We start from the raw sequence: 18,653 nt of genomic DNA, 5'->3' as shown, positions 1-18,653 counted from the left end.
TATATGATATGTAAAAAATACATTTTTTCCTTCACTTTGTTAAATAGTTTTCTTTCTTTTTTGAATTTGCTACAATATATTTTATCCCTCATTATTGCAGCGAGATACATTTCGACAATTGAGTACATAATTTAAAGAAGGTGACATGGTTGGAACAATCAGCACATGAAGTAGCAAATTGGCAATATTATTTTGCAATTGCCGTATTTTTAATCACGTACGGATTTATTATTTCTGAGAAATTGAATCGTGCTGTAATCGCACTATTCGGTGCTGCTATTATGATTATTTTTGGAGTTGTAGATTTACATACTGCTTTCACATCACATATTCAATGGGAAACGATTACCCTTTTAATTGGGATGATGATTCTCGTACATATTACGAGTCAATCAGGCGTCTTTGAATTTGTGGCCATTAAAGCGGCAAAAGCAGCTGGCGGAAAACCGATTCGCATTTTATTATTACTATCCCTATTAACTGCTGTCGGATCAGCATTTTTGGACAATGTAACGACTGTTTTATTAATCGTTCCTGTTACATTATCCATTACACGTATTTTAAAAGTAAATCCTGTGCCTTATTTGATTTCAGAAGTGCTGTTTTCAAATATAGGCGGAACAGCAACATTAATCGGTGATCCACCTAATATTATGATTGGATCAGCAAACAAGCATTTAGACTTTAACGCCTTTTTACTTAACTTAGCTCCAATCGTAATTATTATTTCTATCGTGACACTTGGCATTATTTACTTCATGTATCGTAACAAACTAAAAACAACACCTGAACAAATCGAAAAACTAATGGCATTAAACGAAAAAGATTACATTAAAGATCAAAGCCTCCTTTTAAAATCTATTTCGATTTTAGGACTAACTATTTTAGGCTTCGTACTTCATTCGATTATTCATGTAGACGCTGCTGTTATCGCGATGACAGGCGCTACACTTCTTATGTTAATCGGCGTGAAAGAACATGATATTGAAGATGTATTTGCCCACGTTGAATGGGTAACCATTTTCTTCTTCGCCGGACTATTTGTTCTCGTTGGCGGGTTAATTGATATCGGACTTATCTCTTCACTTGCAAAAGAAGTAATCGGCGTAACAAACGGTGACATCGGATTCGCAGCTATACTTATTTTATGGGTATCTGGCATCGCATCTGCGACAATCGACAACATCCCATTTGTCGCTACGATGATTCCTCTTATTCAAGACTTAGCTACAGGACTCGGACTATCTGTCGATTCTCCGCAAATCGAAGTACTATGGTGGGCGTTATCTCTTGGAGCTTGCTTAGGAGGAAATGGAACGCTAATCGGAGCATCTGCAAACGTAGTCGTTGCTGGTATTGCAAAACGTGAAGGACATGCTTTCTCTTATATGGACTTCTTAAAAATTGGTTTACCATTAACTATTGTTGCACTCTTGTTATCACATGGTTATATATATTTACGTTATTTAATGTAAAAGTTGTATTGCATGAAATTATATCGTCAAATACAAAAGGTTTGCAGCATCGTGCTGCAAACCTTTTTTCATCACCAAAATATACCGATAATTGCTAACCCACCTAAAATCATACCACCAATTTGTCCGACAATTGTTGGTGATAATTGAACACCTTTTCTCACTTCAACAACTGGTCTTTCATGCCTTAGTTGCTGCACTTCGCTTTGCAGTTGATGTACACTTCCGTGTAACTCTTTAATTAGTTCCTTTAATTCAGCGACCTCTTCATTTACTGGTTTTGCTTTTTCTAAATTCATTTTACATAACTCCTTATAAATTCAATCAGTTCACTGTAAATTTTCGCCAATTATCATTATATCTCCTGCATACTACATATATAATATTGAATGTATTCGCTAATCTTGCAACCCTATCCATTCATCCCGCAATATCCCCATAATGATACGATCAAAACACTTCCCATCTCTTTGAACCGCTTCTCTCATACACCCTTCCATCTGAAAACCTATCTTTTTATACAACGCAATGGCTGCTTTATTATAAGAAATCACATCCAGACCGACGCGGTGTAAATTCAATTCATAGAAAGCATATTTTAAGATAAGATGGATTGCTTCTCTTCCATATCCCTTTCCTCTATCATTTGCATCTCCTATACCAATGGCTAATAAACCCGTTCTGTTATTCCACTCTATGCCATGAATTGCAACAAAACCAATTAAGCAATCATCTTGAACTGTCCTTAACATAAAAGAAACACTATTCGATCTCCGTCCCTTTAATAGCCCATCACTTGCTATTTCTTGTATCGATTGCGGGAATGCTACATCTGTATCTACATTCCTTAAATACTCACTATCTTCTTGCCACATAGCCATTAATTCAGCATCTGCTTCTCTCATAACTGATAATTTAATCGTTTTATTTTGAAAAAGATTCATTGTCATTTCAAACTCCCCTTTATTAAATAATGGGGATAATTATTCTAGCCTATTTATCCCCTATTTCCATAAACTGCTTTATAAACGGGATACTTACAATAAGTGCTGACATCGGCACATCTCCTCTGCATTAAATTAAATTTATTGTATAATTTTTTATTTATTCTAACAATAAAAAAGACCCTCAAAATTCAGAGGATCTTCCTAACATCGAATCTATATTATTTCGTAAACATTTTCTCCGCTTCATCCATTGCCATTTTGTTACCTAAAGCAGAATAGTCAAGCCATGGTTGGTCATTAATAATGTATACGTGCTTACCTTTAACAGCTTTTAAGTCTTTCCAAATTGGTGTTTCTTGAAGTTGTTTAAATGCAGCTTTCGCTTTATCATCTCTGTTAACGACAACGAAAATAGCATCTGCATCAAAGTCAGGTAATACTTCTTGTGAAATGACTTCGAAAGGACGGTTTCCATCAATTTTCTCTACACCATTTGCAGGTTGTAATCCTAAGTCTTGGAATAAAATTGGTCCCATCGGTCTTTTCGTACTAAATACTCGTAATTCTTTTGCAGTAACGCGAATTGCCATTACTTTTTCGTTATTACCTAATTCTTTATCTATTAAACTTTTTACTCGTTTTGATTGCTCTTCGTAATCTTGAATATATTTATCCGCTTCTTTCTCACGGTTTACAAGTTTACCAACTTGTTTTAACTGATCTCTCCACGTGCCTTCATCTAAGTTGAAAGAATGTGTTTTTGCAATTTTTTCGTATTTCGCTAAATCTTTGCCCGCGTATTTTTCATCCACATAAATGTCAGTTGGCTTCAATTGAAGTAACGCTTCCATATTCGGATCTGTTACAACACCAAGTTTCTTCGTATCTTTCAACTGCTCTTTTGCGTGTGGTAAGAAATCTTTTAAATCTCCGCCAATAACAGAACCTACTGGTGTAATTCCTAATGCAAGTAAATTATTTGTTAAATGAATGGACATAGAGGCGATTTTTGGATCATTACTTTTTTCCGTTTTTTTCGTTGCCTCTTCATTAGCTTTAGTTTGACCACATGCTGATAATACTAAAATACACATCATGCTAAATAAAATAGTAAGTTTCTTTTTCATATGTTCTCCTCTTTGAAGTATTTATTTTGTTTTTGTAAGTAAATAAAGAAAATACGGTGCTCCTAATGCCGCCACTACTACACCAGCTGGAATAGAGTTTGGCTCAAATATAGAACGACCTATCGTATCTGCTAGCACTAAAATAATCATTCCGATAATGCTAGCTAAAGGAAGAAAGTGTTGATATGTAGTACCTACTAACTTCCTTGCGATATGCGGAGCAACTAAACCGATAAAACCAATCCCTCCTGCCATCGATACACTTGCGCAAGATAATCCAACCGCTGTAGCTAAAAGTAATAACCGTTCTTTTTGAACAGAAACACCAAGTCCTGCCGCTACACTATCACCTAGTGACAATGCATTTAACGTTTTAGATTTTAGCCACGCATAAGGGGTTAGTATGAAAATCCAAGGTAATAATGCAAGGACATGAATCCAATCCCTTCCCCACACGTTACCAACTAGCCATCTAGAAGCGAATGTATACGTCTCATCATTTAACTTGAGAGAGAAAAATAACGAAATTGCACTAAAACCAGCTGAAACTGCAATACCAACGAGAATAAGTCTAATGGGAAGTAAACCATTTGACCGATCACTCGCAAGTAAAATAATAAGAAATGCAGCTAATACTCCTCCGCCAAATGTAAATAACGGTATTAAAATAGATGCACTTTCATTAATAGAATGAAAGAATGTAACGAATATAATTAGCCCGAAAGATGCACCTGAATGCAGTCCAAGAATACCAGGGTCTGCAAGTGCATTACGGGATAATCCTTGCAAAATCGCACCGGAAATCCCAAGGCCAATACCGGCTAACATTGTGATTATAATTCTTGGCATACGATAATCGTATAGCACGGTTGCACTTTCAAAATCACCATAACCGAAAAGCGTTTGAATTACTTTGAGCGGTGCAATGCTAAGTGTCCCTGTATTTAAGCTAAGTAAAATGACAGCGATACTAATACAACCAAAAATTGTAGTTACAGTAATGGCTCTTTTTTTATCTGTGTTAATAAGACCCTTCACTTATAGCTCCCTCCCAACTTTACGTGCTATATAGAGGAAGAACGGAACTCCAACAAGAGCTACCATAATTCCTATCGCAAGTTCTTTAGGAGGGTTTACTGTTCTTGCCCCTAAATCAGCTAAAACTAATAACATAGCTCCTAATAACGCTGACATAGGAATAATGAGTCTATAATTCACACCAACTAATTTTCTAGCAATGTGGGGGATAACTAGTCCTACAAATCCAATAGAACCAACAGCTGAAACAGAAACACCTGCTAGAATAACTACTATAATCATCCCTAGTATTCTCGTTCGGTTCGTTTTCACTCCTAAATTTGTAGCAACATCATCCCCCATTGATATGAGTGAAATAGATCTCCCTAACACTATTGCAAAAATAATCGTTATAAGAATAATAGGGACTAAAAATTTCAAGTGTTCCCACTTAACCCCTGCAACACCACCAGCATACCAAAACGCTAAATCTTGGCTTAAATCATAATAAATCGCAACACCTGAACTTAATGAATGTAAAAGCGCTGCCATAACAGCTCCAGCAATCGTTAACCTCATTGGTGTTAACCCACCTGATGTTGCTGATCCAATAACAAAAATAAGTACTGCACTTAAGACTGCTCCAATAAAGGAAACAATCATTAAATAGGAATACGGCATATGCGGAAAAAAAGCAAAACTAAGTGCTACTACAAACATCGCTCCTGCATTTATGCCAAGTACACCTGCATCAGCTAAAGGATTTCGTGTTACTCCTTGCATAACCGCTCCAGCGACCGCAAAAGCTGCCCCTACAACTGCTGCTCCAATTACTCTCGGGAGCCTTAATTCATAAATAATTTGGTGCTGCGTTAATTTCGGATTGTAATCAAAAACCGCTGTCCACACCGTTTGCAAATGAATATCCTTTGCACCAAATGCGACGGCCAAAAATATAGATCCAATTAAACATATAATTGTTAAGTTCATAAAACATATGAACTTAATATGTATCCAGCGGTTATTGCCAGCACGTATAGTAGACTTATGTAACATGTTTCATTTCATCCTTTATATTCAGTTGTTTTTTATAATTATTTTTTATTTATAATTAATATTGATAATAATTATCATTTTCATTTAGATATTATATCCCCACTTTTTTTAAATAGCAAACTATTTTTTACTTTGTTATATATTAAAATACTTATTACAATTCCCCTCTAAAACTTACAAATACATGCAAAATAGACTACTGGTTTATTTTTTAAATTGTAGTATACTTAGTCATTATTTTGAGTTTTCTAACAAAAATAAAGGAGACACAATGTTCTATATAAAACAACTATTACATTTCACTTACGAGCAAGCATTATCTTGTTTATTCCCAGTCGTTATTTTCTTAACACTAGCCCTATCAAAAATCATTTCTATCCCAGGGTTATACCGCTATGATTTTATACTCATCGTATGTCTTCTTATGCAGTGGATTATGTACAAAACTGGACTTGAAACAAAAGACGAGCTAAAAGTAATTACTGTCTTCCACCTCATTGGCCTTCTACTAGAAATATATAAGGTACATTTCGGTTCGTGGATTTATCCTGAAGAGGCGTATTCAAAGATTTTTGGAGTTCCGCTTTACAGTGGTTTTATGTATGCAAGTGTCGCCAGTTACATATGCCAAGCGTGGAGGAGGTTGCATTTACAAATGCATTATTGGCCGAAAGCTATTTTTATCGTGCCATTAGGAGCAATGATTTACTTCAATTTTTTCACGCATCATTTTCTATACGATTTTAGATGGTTCTTAACTTTACTTCTATTCATCGTTTTCTCTCGCACATTTGTACAATTTTCATTACAAGGCGTTACATATAAAATGCCACTCGTTCTCTCCTTTTTCCTTATCGGATTTTTCATTTGGATTGCAGAGAACATCGCAACATTTTTCGGAGCATGGCAATATCCAAATCAACGGGAAGCATGGAGTCTCGTTCACTTAAGCAAAATTAGTTCATGGTTTTTACTCGTTGTTATTAGCATTATGATTGTCACGCAGCTCAAACATTTGAAGGAATCAAAAAGATAATGCTGATTATGTAAAAACAGTTCCCATCACTCATTAGAGAGTGATGAGCTAATTGTTTTTAGTAATATTTTTTAAACCGTCCTTATCAAGGGAGTTATAATTTACAAGAGTATAAGCAATTACACATTATGAACTGCTACTAGCAGAAGATGTTGCTACAGATGAAGCGGCAATCGTTGCCATCATGGCTGCCTGTTGTGCTTGTATGAGGACTTCTATCATTGTTTGTAAACCTGTGTTAGTAGCTTTACTTTCCTCACCTTTCTGACTTACGAACAGTTGAATAGCAATAAGAATATTTGTATCTGTATGCCAACGGAACAATTTATCCCCCTGCAATTTTTCAATAAATGCTCGAATAGAATGAATCTCTTTTTCTCCGTCCTCGAGTAACGCTAGTAGCCCGATAGCTGGGTAATGCATCTGTTTTACTTTTACCTTTTCTTGCTTTAACAAATTCCATATATTTGTGCATTTTGCAACTAATAGTTCTTCCCTGACATCCTTCTTTAATGAAAGAATATGACTCAAAAATTGAAGATCATTCCCTTTACGTAAACCAGCTGTCGCTAGTTTCTGATAAAGACGTTCCACTCGGTCCATAAGTGTTTCTACATTCTCTGATTGTCCTGCTAATAAAACCGCGAGCGGATAATCATTTGTACTTGTAAGAAAGAGGTGATCCTTTTTCATGCGTTTATATACTTGCATCGAACGCTGAATGTGCGCGCCATGCTGTTCATTTTCTTCTGTTAAAAGCACAGCTGCTGCGAGATAAGTAAATATACTCCGGCTAAAGCCACCAGTGACCAATTGTTCATATAAATCTAAAAACGTGCGAAAAGCTTCCTTGTAATCTGTAAAGTGAATATCTAATGTTGCGGCCACTACAAAACGATGATAAGACTTTAAGTATGAAAACATCCCTACCTCATTCTTAATATAACTACTAATTTCTAAAAAACGTCCGAGATCAAACAATTTATCACTACCTGCATACATAGCAGCAATCATCATTCCTGTTCGAGAATCACTCGTTTTCCATTTTAGTTCTCCCTTTAACTGTACATATGTATGTTTATATTGCTCCAACTTTTGTTCTAATGTAATCATAGTATTCACCCCTATTTCTAGTTCTTCTCTATTATTATACGTATATTCCATATTTAGGAATACTATAATTAATAATCACAACATAAAAAATTATAAAATTCTCTAATCCTTCAAGAAGTTATACAAAAAAGGTAGATAATAATTTATCTACCTTTTTTGTATATATTATTTAACATTACACCTGTATTGCTTGTTATATGCAATTAAGAACTAAAGAACTTTAATAATACGTTCCATCGCCTTCATTTGCCCAATATGATCAGCTTCATGATAAAGCATCATACCGTAAAGCTCACCAACTGTTTCTAGTCCTAAGAACGGCTCTGGCAGTTTATTTTCAAATGCTTCTGCTGGAATTTCGTTAATACGTTTTGCTTGTTCTTTTAATTGAGCCATTAACACGTCTAATGATGGTCCTTCTGTTTTCCATTTAGACGGTCTTGATCCATACCCAAACATACCTGGATATTCAGTTGGTAATTGTGTAAATTCTTTTCCAAACATGAAAACTTCTGCTGCCGTTAATACATGACCGATATGCCAGCGAATTGTATTGTTAAAACCCTCTGGCTGTGTATCTACAGTTTTATCGTCTAACGTCTCCATAAATTTAAGCAATTCTCCACGCGTTATTTCAAATTGTTTTAAGCCAACTAGTCTATTCATTTGATCGTTCTCCTTCTTCATGTACCATTTATTATGAACTAAGAATGTTCAATTTATTAAAGTTTCACCTTGTTTAATCTATCAGAAACAAATAAGAAATACATCTAATATGCTTATTAAAAATAATAAAAAGGTTCACTCCTCGTAAATATAGAATTACTTACTATGTAAATAAAAGAGGAGTGTACTTGCATGTTACATATTTTAAAACAGCAATATAATCTTATTAGCTCTACAAGAGAAACTCTATTTTCATTTTTGGAAGAAATCCCAGTAGAAAAATTACATAGCACAGTTCCTAATTTCGGAAGCGGTAGCATTATAAAGACTCATATTTATGTAGCCGATTGCTATCGATACTGGCTTGGATCATTCGCATTCAAACAAAAACGAGCATGTTTTGAAATCCAATCAAAACATGCTCTTAAAATATTCTATCTTACAATCTCCATATCCCCATCAATACCAAATAGTCTCAGCATAATTATATGCATCACTATTCGGAATGGCATGTTTCCCCTGCGCTTGTGCCTTTCTTGGATCTAAATCATATACCATTGGCGTATAGCATGATGTTTGCCCTTTATTCACAACACCATTTCCTCCAGCACTCCCGCAAGTGTATGCCTTTCCATCTGTTTTTCTAACAATCCTTGCATCAGCTTCGTTATTATATACTGCTGCACGAGTTACAGTAACTTTTGCCCATGCTGTCTTACACGTTGTGCTAAATTTTAATTCTACATAAGAATTTGAATCAATCCACTTCTTTTCTTTCGTTACTGCGGATTGATCACAGCTATTATAATAAGGACTTTTCCCATCATATGAATGGTCTTCTGCATACGCTTTATCATTACCAGTCGTACTAAACATACTAGTTAAAACGAGCAAGGACAGACAAAAACATGCACTTAGCTTTTTTAAAAGTTTCAAAGCATTCCACTCCTTCTTAATAGCGTCCAGTTTTTCCATAACCGTTATTAAAAGTAACCGCTTCAGCATCTGCTGTGTATCCGAAATCAGCAGTTAAATCAAATACCATTCCTGTATACGTGCTCGTTTGACCTGTTTTTATTGTCCCGTTCCCCTGATTGGAAGTGACTGATTTTTGGAATACACCATTTTTGTATTTATTCACAACAGCGTACGCATACACTCCTCCCGCAACAGCTGGTGCTGGTTGATCTAAAACAAACTTAGCCCAAGCTGCATGACATTTATTGCTGTAACGTAAATACACTGTCCCTACTTTTTTACTCCCTTCGTACACAGCTGTAGACTTTGCATTAAATCCATCTGCATCACACGTTGTACTACCTCCGTATACTTTCGTTGTTGCTGGATTTTTCCCGTCATAGTAACTACTTAAATCAGTAGCAGCAAATGTACTTCCTTGGAAACTAAATAATAGCCCTACACTCGCTACACTTAATACACATACTTTCATTAACTTTTTAAACATTTTCAATTTCCTCCCTCAAAATAAGTACGTATAATAAAGACAATCTATCCCCTATGTACGCCCCTCCTTTCATGCTTCCTAGAGGCATCTTACAGAAACGACTAAACGTTGTAAATTTCCTTATGATTATTGGAATATACGAAGAAATTTACGTATCCGTCTAAGAAAAAAAGTTGAGAAATACACATGTTTTAGCATTCTTTATTTAAAACATAAAAGAACCGATACTTGTTACATGCAAGCATCGGTTCTTTATACAAAATTGCCATTTTTTCTTTTATATAAAATAAATATTTCTCCACTTAATCTGTTGTAAAAAACTCCCTAGTCACATCAATAAATTGCTGCAGTGGCGCTGTCATCCATTTATCTTTATGCCAAGCAATTTGTGTATAAATCGGTGAGATTTCATTTTCTAAATGTAACTCTTTTATCGTCCCCTCTCGTATATCTTTTTCTACTACTATTGCTGGTAACACAGCTATTCCTAAATCTGCAATAACACATTGTTTAATTGCTTCGACACTAACGAACTCAATTTTATTTGCTGGATACACACCTTCTGTACGAAATAGCTCTTCAAATAAAGTCCGGTACGAGCATCCTAGCTCTGTTAGCAACAACGTCTCACTTTCTAAATTTTTTGTAGAAATGGAAGCTTTCTCGAGTAAATGATGCCCTGAAGCAGCTACTATTTTTAATTCTTCTTTCATAAGCGGCTCCACATGTAAAGTATCTTCTGTTTTACATTCGTCCAAAATAAATACAAGATCGACTTTTCCCTCCATCAATTGTTCCTTCGCATCTTTATTGGAATGCGCTGGTTTAAATATAAGCTTGATTTGAGGAAATTGTGCTTTAAACCTCTTTAATATAGAAGGAAGTCTATATGTACATTGACTCTCTTGCGCACCGATTATTAACGTCCCTGCTATTTCCTCATCATCTTTCACAGCCATTTTCGCTTCGTTACTGAGTGCAATCATCTTGTCGGCATATAGTTGAAACTTCCTACCTGCTTCAGTTAAGAAAAGGCGTTTTCCTAATCTTTCAAATAACGGCGTACCTAGCTCAGCTTCTAACGTTTTAATTTGCGCTGTTACGCTCGATTGAGCAAAGTTTAATTTCTTCGCAGTTTGTGTAAAGTTCAAAGTGTCCGCGGCTATTTTAAATGTAATTAATTGTTTTATCTCCATTTATCATCCCTCTTTTCAATCGTAATTTCCGATTGATTTCATCGAAATAACCCTCTTTGCCTATCGATATTTGTATTGTATGATAAAGAGCATCGACAAACAATATAAATGGAGGTATTCCATATGAAAGCACTTTGTTTCGAACAGTTTGGAAATCCAGATGTACTACAATATAAAGAAATACATGACCCAATTATAAACCCAAATGAAATTCTTATCCGTACGAAAGCAATTGGATTAAACTTTGCTGATATTTATAGACGCCGCGGCGATTATCATCTCGCTGGTACCCCGCCTTTTATATTAGGTTATGAAGGGGCTGGCATTGTTGAAAAAGTAGGAGCTGACGTTACGAATATTAATCCTGGAGATCGTATTGCATTTGCTGACGTTCCATTTGCAAATGCAGAACTAGTTGCCGTTCCATCGAAGAAAGCAATTAAGCTTCCAGATTCTATCTCTTTTAAAACAGCCGCTTCTGTCTTATTACAAGGATTAACAGCACATTATTTAACGAAAGATAGCTATCAAATAAAACAAGGTGATATAGCTTTAGTACACGCTGCTGCTGGAGGTGTTGGGCAACTTCTTATCCAAATAATTAAACTACTAGGCGGAAAAGTAATCGGCCTCACGTCATCAAAAGAAAAAGCACAAATAGCTACATTAGCTGGTGCTGATCACGTATTTTTATATAAGGTAGCATGGCCTGTGAAAGTACTTGAAATAACAAACGGTGATGGAGTAAATGTTGTATATGAATCAGTAGGTTCTACGCTAGAGGAAAGTTTTAACGCTACTAAAACTGGTGGCACTGTCGTATTTTACGGAATGGCCGGTGGTAATCCTGCGCCCGTTGATCCACGTATGCTTATGGATACTTCAAAAACATTAACTGGCGGAGACCTTTGGAACGTGCTTACATCTTATGAAGAGAGAAAAGAACGCTCCTCTCAATTATTCGAATGGATTACGACCGAAAAATTAAAGATCGCAAGTCCTACTACCTTCTCTTTACAAGATGGTGCCCGTGCTCATGAATTATTAGAGAACAGAAAAAGCACAGGGAAGATTTTATTAATCCCATAATTATTCCAATAAAAAAAGGAAGCTAGATTTCTCTACCTTCCTTTCCTTATTTTTATATTTCCACACTTTCTTTCCCTTTTGCAACATAGCTCATATCTCCAACCGACTCGACAGTGTATGTTCCGTCTTTATATACAATCTTCGTCACACTAGCATTTTCTACTCCAAGTTTTGTTTTGCTACTGTCTAACATTTCTATTAAGGTAGTAATCAAAAGCCCATGAACGACAACTAAAACGTTACCGCCACCATTTGCAGCAGATTCTTCACTAATTTTATCAATCTCTGCTTTTATACGAGTAGAAAATAATTCCCAATCTTCCGCCTGTTTCGTAGAGTCCGCTGCTCTAATAAGATTAATCACTTCTTGAATAGAAAACTTCATAAGTTCTTCTGGTGATGCAACGCCCGCTGCTTTTCCAACCGCATCCCACATGTTTTCAAGTTTTTCACCTTCAAAAATACCAAAATTTAATTCTCGTAAATTTTTTCTTTTCTTAAGTTTTAACTTTGTTTGCTCACTATATTTTAATACTAAATTAGCAGTTTCAATCGCTCGGCCGCTATCACTACTATATGCATTCGCAAAATGAACATCTTTTAATCCCGTTCCTAAATTAGAGGCAACTTCCACACCTTTTTCTACTAACGGAGAGTCTGCCCAACCTTGCGCGCGATGGTTCGTATTTAATATTGTTTTACCGTGCCTTGTAACATATAACGTAACTACATTCTCATTGCTATCTGTTTCTCGATTCTTCATTCAATTCTCTCCCTTTACATTTCTATATCAATTTTACCACCTTAATTATTCATTGAGCAAAATATACGTAAGTAGATTTACTTAATAAAAAAAGCTATCTTTCTGTATATCCCTACAAAAAGATAGCATCTTTTATGATTATATTTTCAACCGATACTCTTACTCAGCAAAAGCACTCGAATATTGCACAACTCCTTCTACACCTTGCAGAGCGTTCTCGCTTAGCTCAATCACCATAAACACTTCATCTGGCACTTCAAATGGTGCTTTTATATTCCACTCACTTGCTTTCTTAAAGCCAAATTTCGGATAGTACCCTGGATGTCCTAACACTACAACTGATCCGTATCCAAGTTCTTTCGCTTTTTCTAAAGCAACCGTAATCAGTTTTCCACCAATTCCTTTCTTCTGATGGTCCCTAACAACTGAAACTGGTGCAAGTGCTAACGATTCTACAGAAGTTCCACCTTGTTCTATTGTAATTTTCGATAACATAATGTGACCAACTATATCTTCATCTACCGCAACAATTGATAACTCCGGAACAAACGCGTCACATTCTCTAATACGTTTTACAAGTGCATGTTCTGTTTTATCACTAAATTCTTCATGTAAAAATGCTTGTTGTACCACTTCTTCTGTTTTTCTATAATCGTTTTTTTGCTCTTGTCTAATCGTTACCATTCTATATTATCCTCTATTCTTTCTTATTTCTTTTTGGATTTTACGAAGCGCTTTTTTCGATCCGCGCTCAATATCGTGTTGCATTTTTCTTTCTTTATAATCGACAAATAGTGTATTTAAATCATATCCCTCTGGGTATAATTCCTTTGCTGCTACCTCTAACGTAATACGTTTTATATTCACTTCAACAAATTCACCGTTATAATATACAACAACGTTATAAAAATTATCTTTTTCCTTATAGATAATACCAAAATCATCATAATCTAATAAATTCACACGATCGCCGATTTTATACTCATAATGAAATTCTCTTTTTTCTTGTACAAATTTCGGTTTTCTAATTTTACTTTCATTCACTTTTTCTAAAGCGTACTCTTTATTTCCCATGTACTCTTTCGCTCTTTTCAGCACATGTTCTTTTACGCTCATTTTATTCGCAATCCAAAGTGCATTACTTTCTCCTGATTTTCCGATAACTAATTTATAAAGGGGCTCTAACGTTTCACTATTAAACTGCATCGCTGCATTCATAAAGTCATCGTGCATTTCTGAGAATCGTTTAATTTCTCCGTAATGCGTACTCGCAACGGTAATACATCCCATAAGGTAAAACTCTTCTAAAATTGATATTGCAAGTGCTGCACCTTCATTCGGTTCTGTACCGCTTCCTATTTCATCAAATAAAAGTAACGTATTATTATTTGACATGCTCATAATCTCAGAAAGATTTTTCATATGAGATGAAAATGTACTTAGTGCGTTTTCGATACTTTGATTATCACCAATATCTACAAATACATTTTCAAAAATAGCGATTTCTGTACCTTTATCTCCTGCAATATGAAGACCTGACATTGTAGCTAATGTTAACAATCCAATCGTTTTTAACACAATTGTCTTTCCGCCCGCATTCGGCCCTGTAATAATTAAACTACGATACTCTTGACCAATTTTAAAATTTAAGGGTACAACTTGCCCTGTTAAAAGCGGATGCTTACAATTCACTAAATGAATGTAGCCATGATCATTTAACTTCGGCTCTATTCCATTGATTGATTTACTAAACTTCGCTTTTGCAAATACCATATCATACTGACTAATTAGCTCCATGTTAATCTTTATACTATAAATGTTTTCTAACACCATTCCTGATAAAGTCGCTAAAATTTGATATTCTTCAACCGCTTCTTCTGCTTTCAAACCTGCTAGTTCTGCATTCAATTTCGTAACCGTATGTGGTTCTATAAATACAGTAGAACCTTTTGCCGAGGCTTCAATAATACTTCCGGCAACTTGGTTTTTATAGGAAGATTTAATTGGAATCGTATAACGGTCATCCTTTTTACTAATAAAGAATTCCTGAATGAATTTCTTATTTGAACTACTATTTAAAAACTTCGTTAAACATTCTTTTATTTTCCCATCTACAGAATCGATATTATTTCGAATTCGTTTTAACTCTTTACTTGCAGCTGCATCAATACTATTTCCTTTAATTGAAAAGTTAATTTCCTCTTCAATACTTTTATATTCAGTCATTGAATTTGCATAAGAAGCTAATACTGGTGCAAAAAATTCTTTATCTAACATAAACTTTTTAATCTTTCTACATCCGCGTAAAAAGTCTGAAACACTGACTAATTCTTCTGGATCTAAAATCATCCCTTTTTCTAATTTTTGAATTGTACTAGCAATATTAGAAATGCCGAAGAAAGGAACATGCCCTTCTGCATCTAATATAGCTCGTGCTTCTGTCGTTTCATTCAAGCGATTTCTCACTACTTTTATACTCGTACTAGGCTCTAATTTGTTTAATAATTCCTTACCTAATCCACTTACACAATAAGATTTCACTATATCCTTTAATTCGTTATATTGTAACTTTTCAAAAGTCATCGTATTCATTTTGTTTCTCCTCACTATGATTGATTTTTATCATAAATGAAGATACCTACTCATTAGATTCCAATGAGCCATATATAAAATTCCATAATTATACAATAAAAACATATACAAAAAAGCTGCGGGGATACCGCAGCTTTTACATTTACAAGGCATGTGTAATAACATATGAGGAAATAAGCCATAAAAAATAGATGGCAGTCCCTTATTACACGCTTTATAAAGTATTGTAGGTATCTTCATAGGTTTTGAAATAAATGCATGACAAAATTAGGGGTATGATGTACATAAAAATCCCCTGGTCTTATCCGATTTATTTCATTAAATTTTTCCTATTTAATACCTACCGCACTCACAAAAAGCACCTCTCATTAAGTTATATTATAGTCATTGAAATCTAATTTATTGAAATCATCATACTATATGTTACGTGAGAAGTAAAGGTGCCATACTTCAGTAGTACGCAACTCTACACTTCAATATTTCTTAAATTAGACCTATATTCGCTGAGGAGAAATTATAAGAAGCGCCTCCGCTATTGCGAATGTCATTTCCTTCCCCTAATACATTTAATAATTATGACAAGCAATGATAGGAGGTTACTATATGAATGAAGAATATAATATTTTACATGGACCTGCTCTGGAACCAAATTTAATCGGTCCCACACTACCATCAATTCCACCATTTACTTTCCCTACTGGACCTACTGGAATCACAGGCCCTACCGGTGCGACAGGTTTTACCGGAATTGGAATAACTGGTCCCACTGGGGTTACTGGTCCTACCGGAATCGGAATAACTGGTCCCACCGGGGTTACTGGTCCTACCGGAATTGGAATAACTGGCCCCACTGGGGTTACTGGCCCTACCGGAATTGGAATAACTGGTCCCACTGGGGTTACTGGCCCTACCGGAATTGGAATAACTGGTCCCACTGGGGTTACTGGTTTAGGGATTCTTCCCGTATTTGGAACAATAACTTCTGAAGTAGGAATCGGTTTTTCAGCAGTAGTTAATACAAATGTTAATTTTACAATCCCAGGACCTGCTAATGGAACTACTCTAAATCCATTAAATAATTCTATTACAATTGATACCACTGGCGTGTACTCTGTATCCTTTTCAATTGTATTTGTAATACAAGCTATATCGTCTAGTATATTAAATCTTACAATAAACGATTCCATCCAATTCGCAATTGAAACGCGAGTTAGTGGTGGTTCTGGGGTAAGATCAACATCTGCCAGAACTGATTTACTATCTTTAAATCAAGGGGATGTTCTTCGAGTACGAATAAGAGAAGCCACAGGTGATATTATTTATTCCAACGCATCTCTCGTTGTTTTAAAAGTCGACTAATTCGTTTATGAAAATAAAAATTTAAGAATGATAACAATATAAAAAGAAGAGGAAAACTTATATTTCAGTCTACCTCTTCTTTTTCATCACAAAATTACTGTTGAACATATATGGAAACTGATCCTCCACTTACTTGGAACTGCCCCCACCCATCCTTATTAATTGTTACAGTATTTGTTTGATTACCCGTAATATCGTACCATACTTCCCCTGCGTTATTCTTTCCAACATCCATCCACTTTGCCCCTCCTGGTCCATCAGAGATTAATGTTGCTAAACCAGAATTAGCATGTACACTATCACCTTCTCTTGTCCAGCCAATCACATCTGGATGGTCAAAATAATCACGCTGCGTACCATATGCAAAGTTTTTTCGTGCCGTCAAAATCGGATCAATTTTGTCCTTTAACGCTGGAATTTCATAGTTACTATTTCCTTTTGTACCATAGTAATCACCATAGAAAACAGAAGGATACCCCTCTGCACGCGTTAAAATAAATGCATATGCCAGCGGCTTGAACCAAGGGCTCACTACAGATTCCAATGACTGACCAGGCTGTGAATCATGATTTTCAACTAGAGTAACCGCAAGTGTAGGATGATTCGCAACTACTGTTCCTTTTAAAATATTTCTCATATCATAATTTCCATTTCCTGTTGAAGCATAATGAAAATTATAATGAAGTGGTGCATCGAACACAGATTGATTATAATTAACCTTCGCTAAATAATTATTTAAAGTCTGGATATCATTTTGCCAATATTCAGCTACTGTAAACATTTCTTTCCCTGTTTGCTGTCTAACGTGATTTACCCAATCGCGCAAATATTCATGATCAATATGTTTAACAGCATCTAAACGAAAACCATCTAAATTTAATTCATTCGCATACCACGTTCCCCATTTTTTCATTTCATTCGCAACATCTGGATGATCAAAATCAAGATCCGCATACATCAAATAATCATAATTCCCATTCTCGCTAGACACTTCCCAGTCCCATGCTTTACCTATGCCCCTAAATTTATAAATTCGGCTTAATTTCCTTCCTTCATCCCAATCCGTTCCGTCAAAATGATACCATTTCCATTTGAAATTAGAATAAGAATCTCCACGCCCTGGAAAGTTAAATCCCGTCCACGCACTAATTTCATAATCACCTGATACTTCAATATTCCGATTGCTCGGGTCTACCTCAACTGCTGTGACAGTTTCTGTATAATCAGCCCCACCTTTATGATTCATAACTACATCACCGTATACATCGATGTTTTTCTTATGTAAAGCGTCAATTGCAGATTTCAATTGTGCTTTCGTCCCATATTTCGTCCGCACTGTGCCCTTTTGATTGAATTCCCCCAGATCATATAAATCATATGCTCCATATCCTACGTCATTTTGCGTAGTTCCTTTATATGCAGGTGGTATCCAAACAGATGTAATTCCTTTTTCCGCTAAATTTTCAGCATCAGTACGCAAACGATTCCAATGATTCCCATCATTCGGAGCATACCACTCAAAATACTGCATTAACGTTCCATTGTTAACTGTGTCTGCATATGCTTTACTCCCCTCATATATACTAGGTAAAAACATAAAAACTGACAATCCGACTATTGTTATTCTTTTAAACATCTGTACACCATCCCCTTCTAAGAAAGCGTTTGCATAGTTTATCAGAATTATTATAATATTCGTCCCACCGTTAGTAAAGTAGCAATCTCTCACTCTCCCATATTATTTTTAGTCTA

The 18,653-nt window shown here is 35.4% G+C and carries 18 protein-coding genes and 1 pseudogene; 5 read left to right on the top strand and 14 right to left on the bottom strand.

Annotation, left to right across the window (positions count from 1 at the left end):
- The first annotated feature begins 149 nt into the window (after positions 1–149).
- Positions 150–1,475 (top strand): ArsB/NhaD family transporter, encoded by a 1,326-nt coding sequence (locus tag CGQ22_RS14705; protein WP_000437989.1) that lies wholly within the window; start codon positions 150–152, stop codon positions 1,473–1,475.
- A gap of 71 nt (positions 1,476–1,546) precedes the next feature.
- Here the strand turns inward: CGQ22_RS14705 and CGQ22_RS14700 are convergent, their stop codons facing one another.
- The 5 genes from CGQ22_RS14700 to CGQ22_RS14680 form a co-directional block, all read right to left on the bottom strand.
- Positions 1,547–1,774, bottom strand: a complete 228-nt coding sequence (locus tag CGQ22_RS14700; protein WP_001047304.1) for a coiled-coil domain-containing protein — start codon at positions 1,772–1,774, stop codon at positions 1,547–1,549.
- Between the two features lie 99 nt (positions 1,775–1,873).
- Positions 1,874–2,425 (bottom strand): GNAT family N-acetyltransferase, encoded by a 552-nt coding sequence (locus tag CGQ22_RS14695; RefSeq protein ID WP_089148893.1) that lies wholly within the window; start codon positions 2,423–2,425, stop codon positions 1,874–1,876.
- Positions 2,426–2,640: 215 nt separating this feature from the next.
- Positions 2,641–3,549: an iron-hydroxamate ABC transporter substrate-binding protein gene (locus CGQ22_RS14690; protein ID WP_000728233.1), complete on the bottom strand. Its 909-nt coding sequence runs from the start codon at positions 3,547–3,549 to the stop codon at positions 2,641–2,643.
- Positions 3,550–3,570: 21 nt separating this feature from the next.
- Positions 3,571–4,587: a FecCD family ABC transporter permease gene (locus CGQ22_RS14685; protein ID WP_000677271.1), complete on the bottom strand. Its 1,017-nt coding sequence runs from the start codon at positions 4,585–4,587 to the stop codon at positions 3,571–3,573.
- Entirely contained in the window at positions 4,588–5,622 is a 1,035-nt protein-coding gene (locus CGQ22_RS14680) for a FecCD family ABC transporter permease (protein ID WP_089148892.1), read from the bottom strand.
- A 271-nt stretch (positions 5,623–5,893) separates the two neighbouring features.
- On the opposite strand from CGQ22_RS14680, the gene CGQ22_RS14675 reads away from it, so the two are divergent.
- Positions 5,894–6,658, top strand: coding sequence for a DUF817 domain-containing protein (locus tag CGQ22_RS14675; RefSeq protein WP_000499381.1), 765 nt, complete (start codon positions 5,894–5,896; stop codon positions 6,656–6,658).
- A gap of 126 nt (positions 6,659–6,784) precedes the next feature.
- Here CGQ22_RS14675 and CGQ22_RS14670 read toward each other — a convergent pair whose 3' ends face one another.
- Together CGQ22_RS14670 and CGQ22_RS14665 are read right to left on the bottom strand one after the other, a co-directional pair.
- Positions 6,785–7,822, bottom strand: a complete 1,038-nt coding sequence (locus tag CGQ22_RS14670; RefSeq protein ID WP_002164117.1) for a DUF4003 domain-containing protein — start codon at positions 7,820–7,822, stop codon at positions 6,785–6,787.
- Between the two features lie 159 nt (positions 7,823–7,981).
- A complete protein-coding gene (locus tag CGQ22_RS14665) occupies positions 7,982–8,458 on the bottom strand; it encodes a DinB family protein (RefSeq protein WP_139032780.1) in 477 nt (158 codons plus the stop codon).
- A gap of 171 nt (positions 8,459–8,629) precedes the next feature.
- On the opposite strand from CGQ22_RS14665, the pseudogene CGQ22_RS32480 reads away from it, so the two are divergent.
- Positions 8,630–8,851 (top strand): annotated as a pseudogene (locus CGQ22_RS32480) (DinB family protein); the annotation flags it as partial.
- 45 nt (positions 8,852–8,896) lie between these two features.
- Here CGQ22_RS32480 and CGQ22_RS14655 read toward each other — a convergent pair.
- The 3 genes from CGQ22_RS14655 to CGQ22_RS14645 form a co-directional block, all read right to left on the bottom strand.
- Positions 8,897–9,373, bottom strand: coding sequence for a DUF2690 domain-containing protein (locus CGQ22_RS14655; RefSeq protein ID WP_000771041.1), 477 nt, complete (start codon positions 9,371–9,373; stop codon positions 8,897–8,899).
- Positions 9,374–9,389: 16 nt separating this feature from the next.
- Positions 9,390–9,902 carry a YjfA family protein gene (locus tag CGQ22_RS14650; RefSeq protein WP_000473745.1) on the bottom strand — a complete coding sequence of 171 codons (513 nt, stop codon included), beginning with the start codon at positions 9,900–9,902 and terminating at the stop codon, positions 9,390–9,392.
- Between the two features lie 302 nt (positions 9,903–10,204).
- The gene (locus CGQ22_RS14645; protein ID WP_000403850.1) at positions 10,205–11,098 is read right to left on the bottom strand and encodes a LysR family transcriptional regulator; all 894 of its coding nucleotides are present in this window, start codon (positions 11,096–11,098) and stop codon (positions 10,205–10,207) included.
- A 123-nt stretch (positions 11,099–11,221) separates the two neighbouring features.
- Between CGQ22_RS14645 and CGQ22_RS14640 the strand changes: the two genes are divergently transcribed.
- Entirely contained in the window at positions 11,222–12,187 is a 966-nt protein-coding gene (locus CGQ22_RS14640; RefSeq protein WP_000645234.1) for a quinone oxidoreductase family protein, read from the top strand.
- A gap of 52 nt (positions 12,188–12,239) precedes the next feature.
- Here the strand turns inward: CGQ22_RS14640 and CGQ22_RS14635 are convergent, their stop codons facing one another.
- From CGQ22_RS14635 to CGQ22_RS14625, 3 genes are all read right to left on the bottom strand, one after another.
- Complete coding sequence (locus CGQ22_RS14635) at positions 12,240–12,950, bottom strand: histidine phosphatase family protein (RefSeq protein ID WP_000797114.1); 711 nt, start codon at positions 12,948–12,950, stop codon at positions 12,240–12,242.
- 159 nt (positions 12,951–13,109) lie between these two features.
- Entirely contained in the window at positions 13,110–13,634 is a 525-nt protein-coding gene (locus tag CGQ22_RS14630) for a GNAT family N-acetyltransferase (protein WP_000256483.1), read from the bottom strand.
- A gap of 6 nt (positions 13,635–13,640) precedes the next feature.
- Positions 13,641–15,542, bottom strand: coding sequence for an endonuclease MutS2 (locus CGQ22_RS14625; RefSeq protein WP_089148889.1), 1,902 nt, complete (start codon positions 15,540–15,542; stop codon positions 13,641–13,643).
- Between the two features lie 603 nt (positions 15,543–16,145).
- Between CGQ22_RS14625 and CGQ22_RS32690 the strand changes: the two genes are divergently transcribed.
- Complete coding sequence (locus CGQ22_RS32690) at positions 16,146–16,901, top strand: exosporium leader peptide-containing protein (RefSeq protein ID WP_089148888.1); 756 nt, start codon at positions 16,146–16,148, stop codon at positions 16,899–16,901.
- A 94-nt stretch (positions 16,902–16,995) separates the two neighbouring features.
- Here CGQ22_RS32690 and amyS read toward each other — a convergent pair whose 3' ends face one another.
- Positions 16,996–18,537, bottom strand: a complete 1,542-nt coding sequence (gene amyS / locus CGQ22_RS14615; protein WP_000476396.1) for an alpha-amylase — start codon at positions 18,535–18,537, stop codon at positions 16,996–16,998.
- Positions 18,538–18,653: the final 116 nt, after the last annotated feature.

The sequence above is a fragment of the Bacillus sp. M13(2017) genome (genome assembly GCF_002218325.1).
In the GTDB taxonomy this organism is placed as follows: domain Bacteria; phylum Bacillota; class Bacilli; order Bacillales; family Bacillaceae_G; genus Bacillus_A; species Bacillus_A thuringiensis_K.
This window is presented reverse-complemented; position numbering and strand designations above follow the sequence as displayed.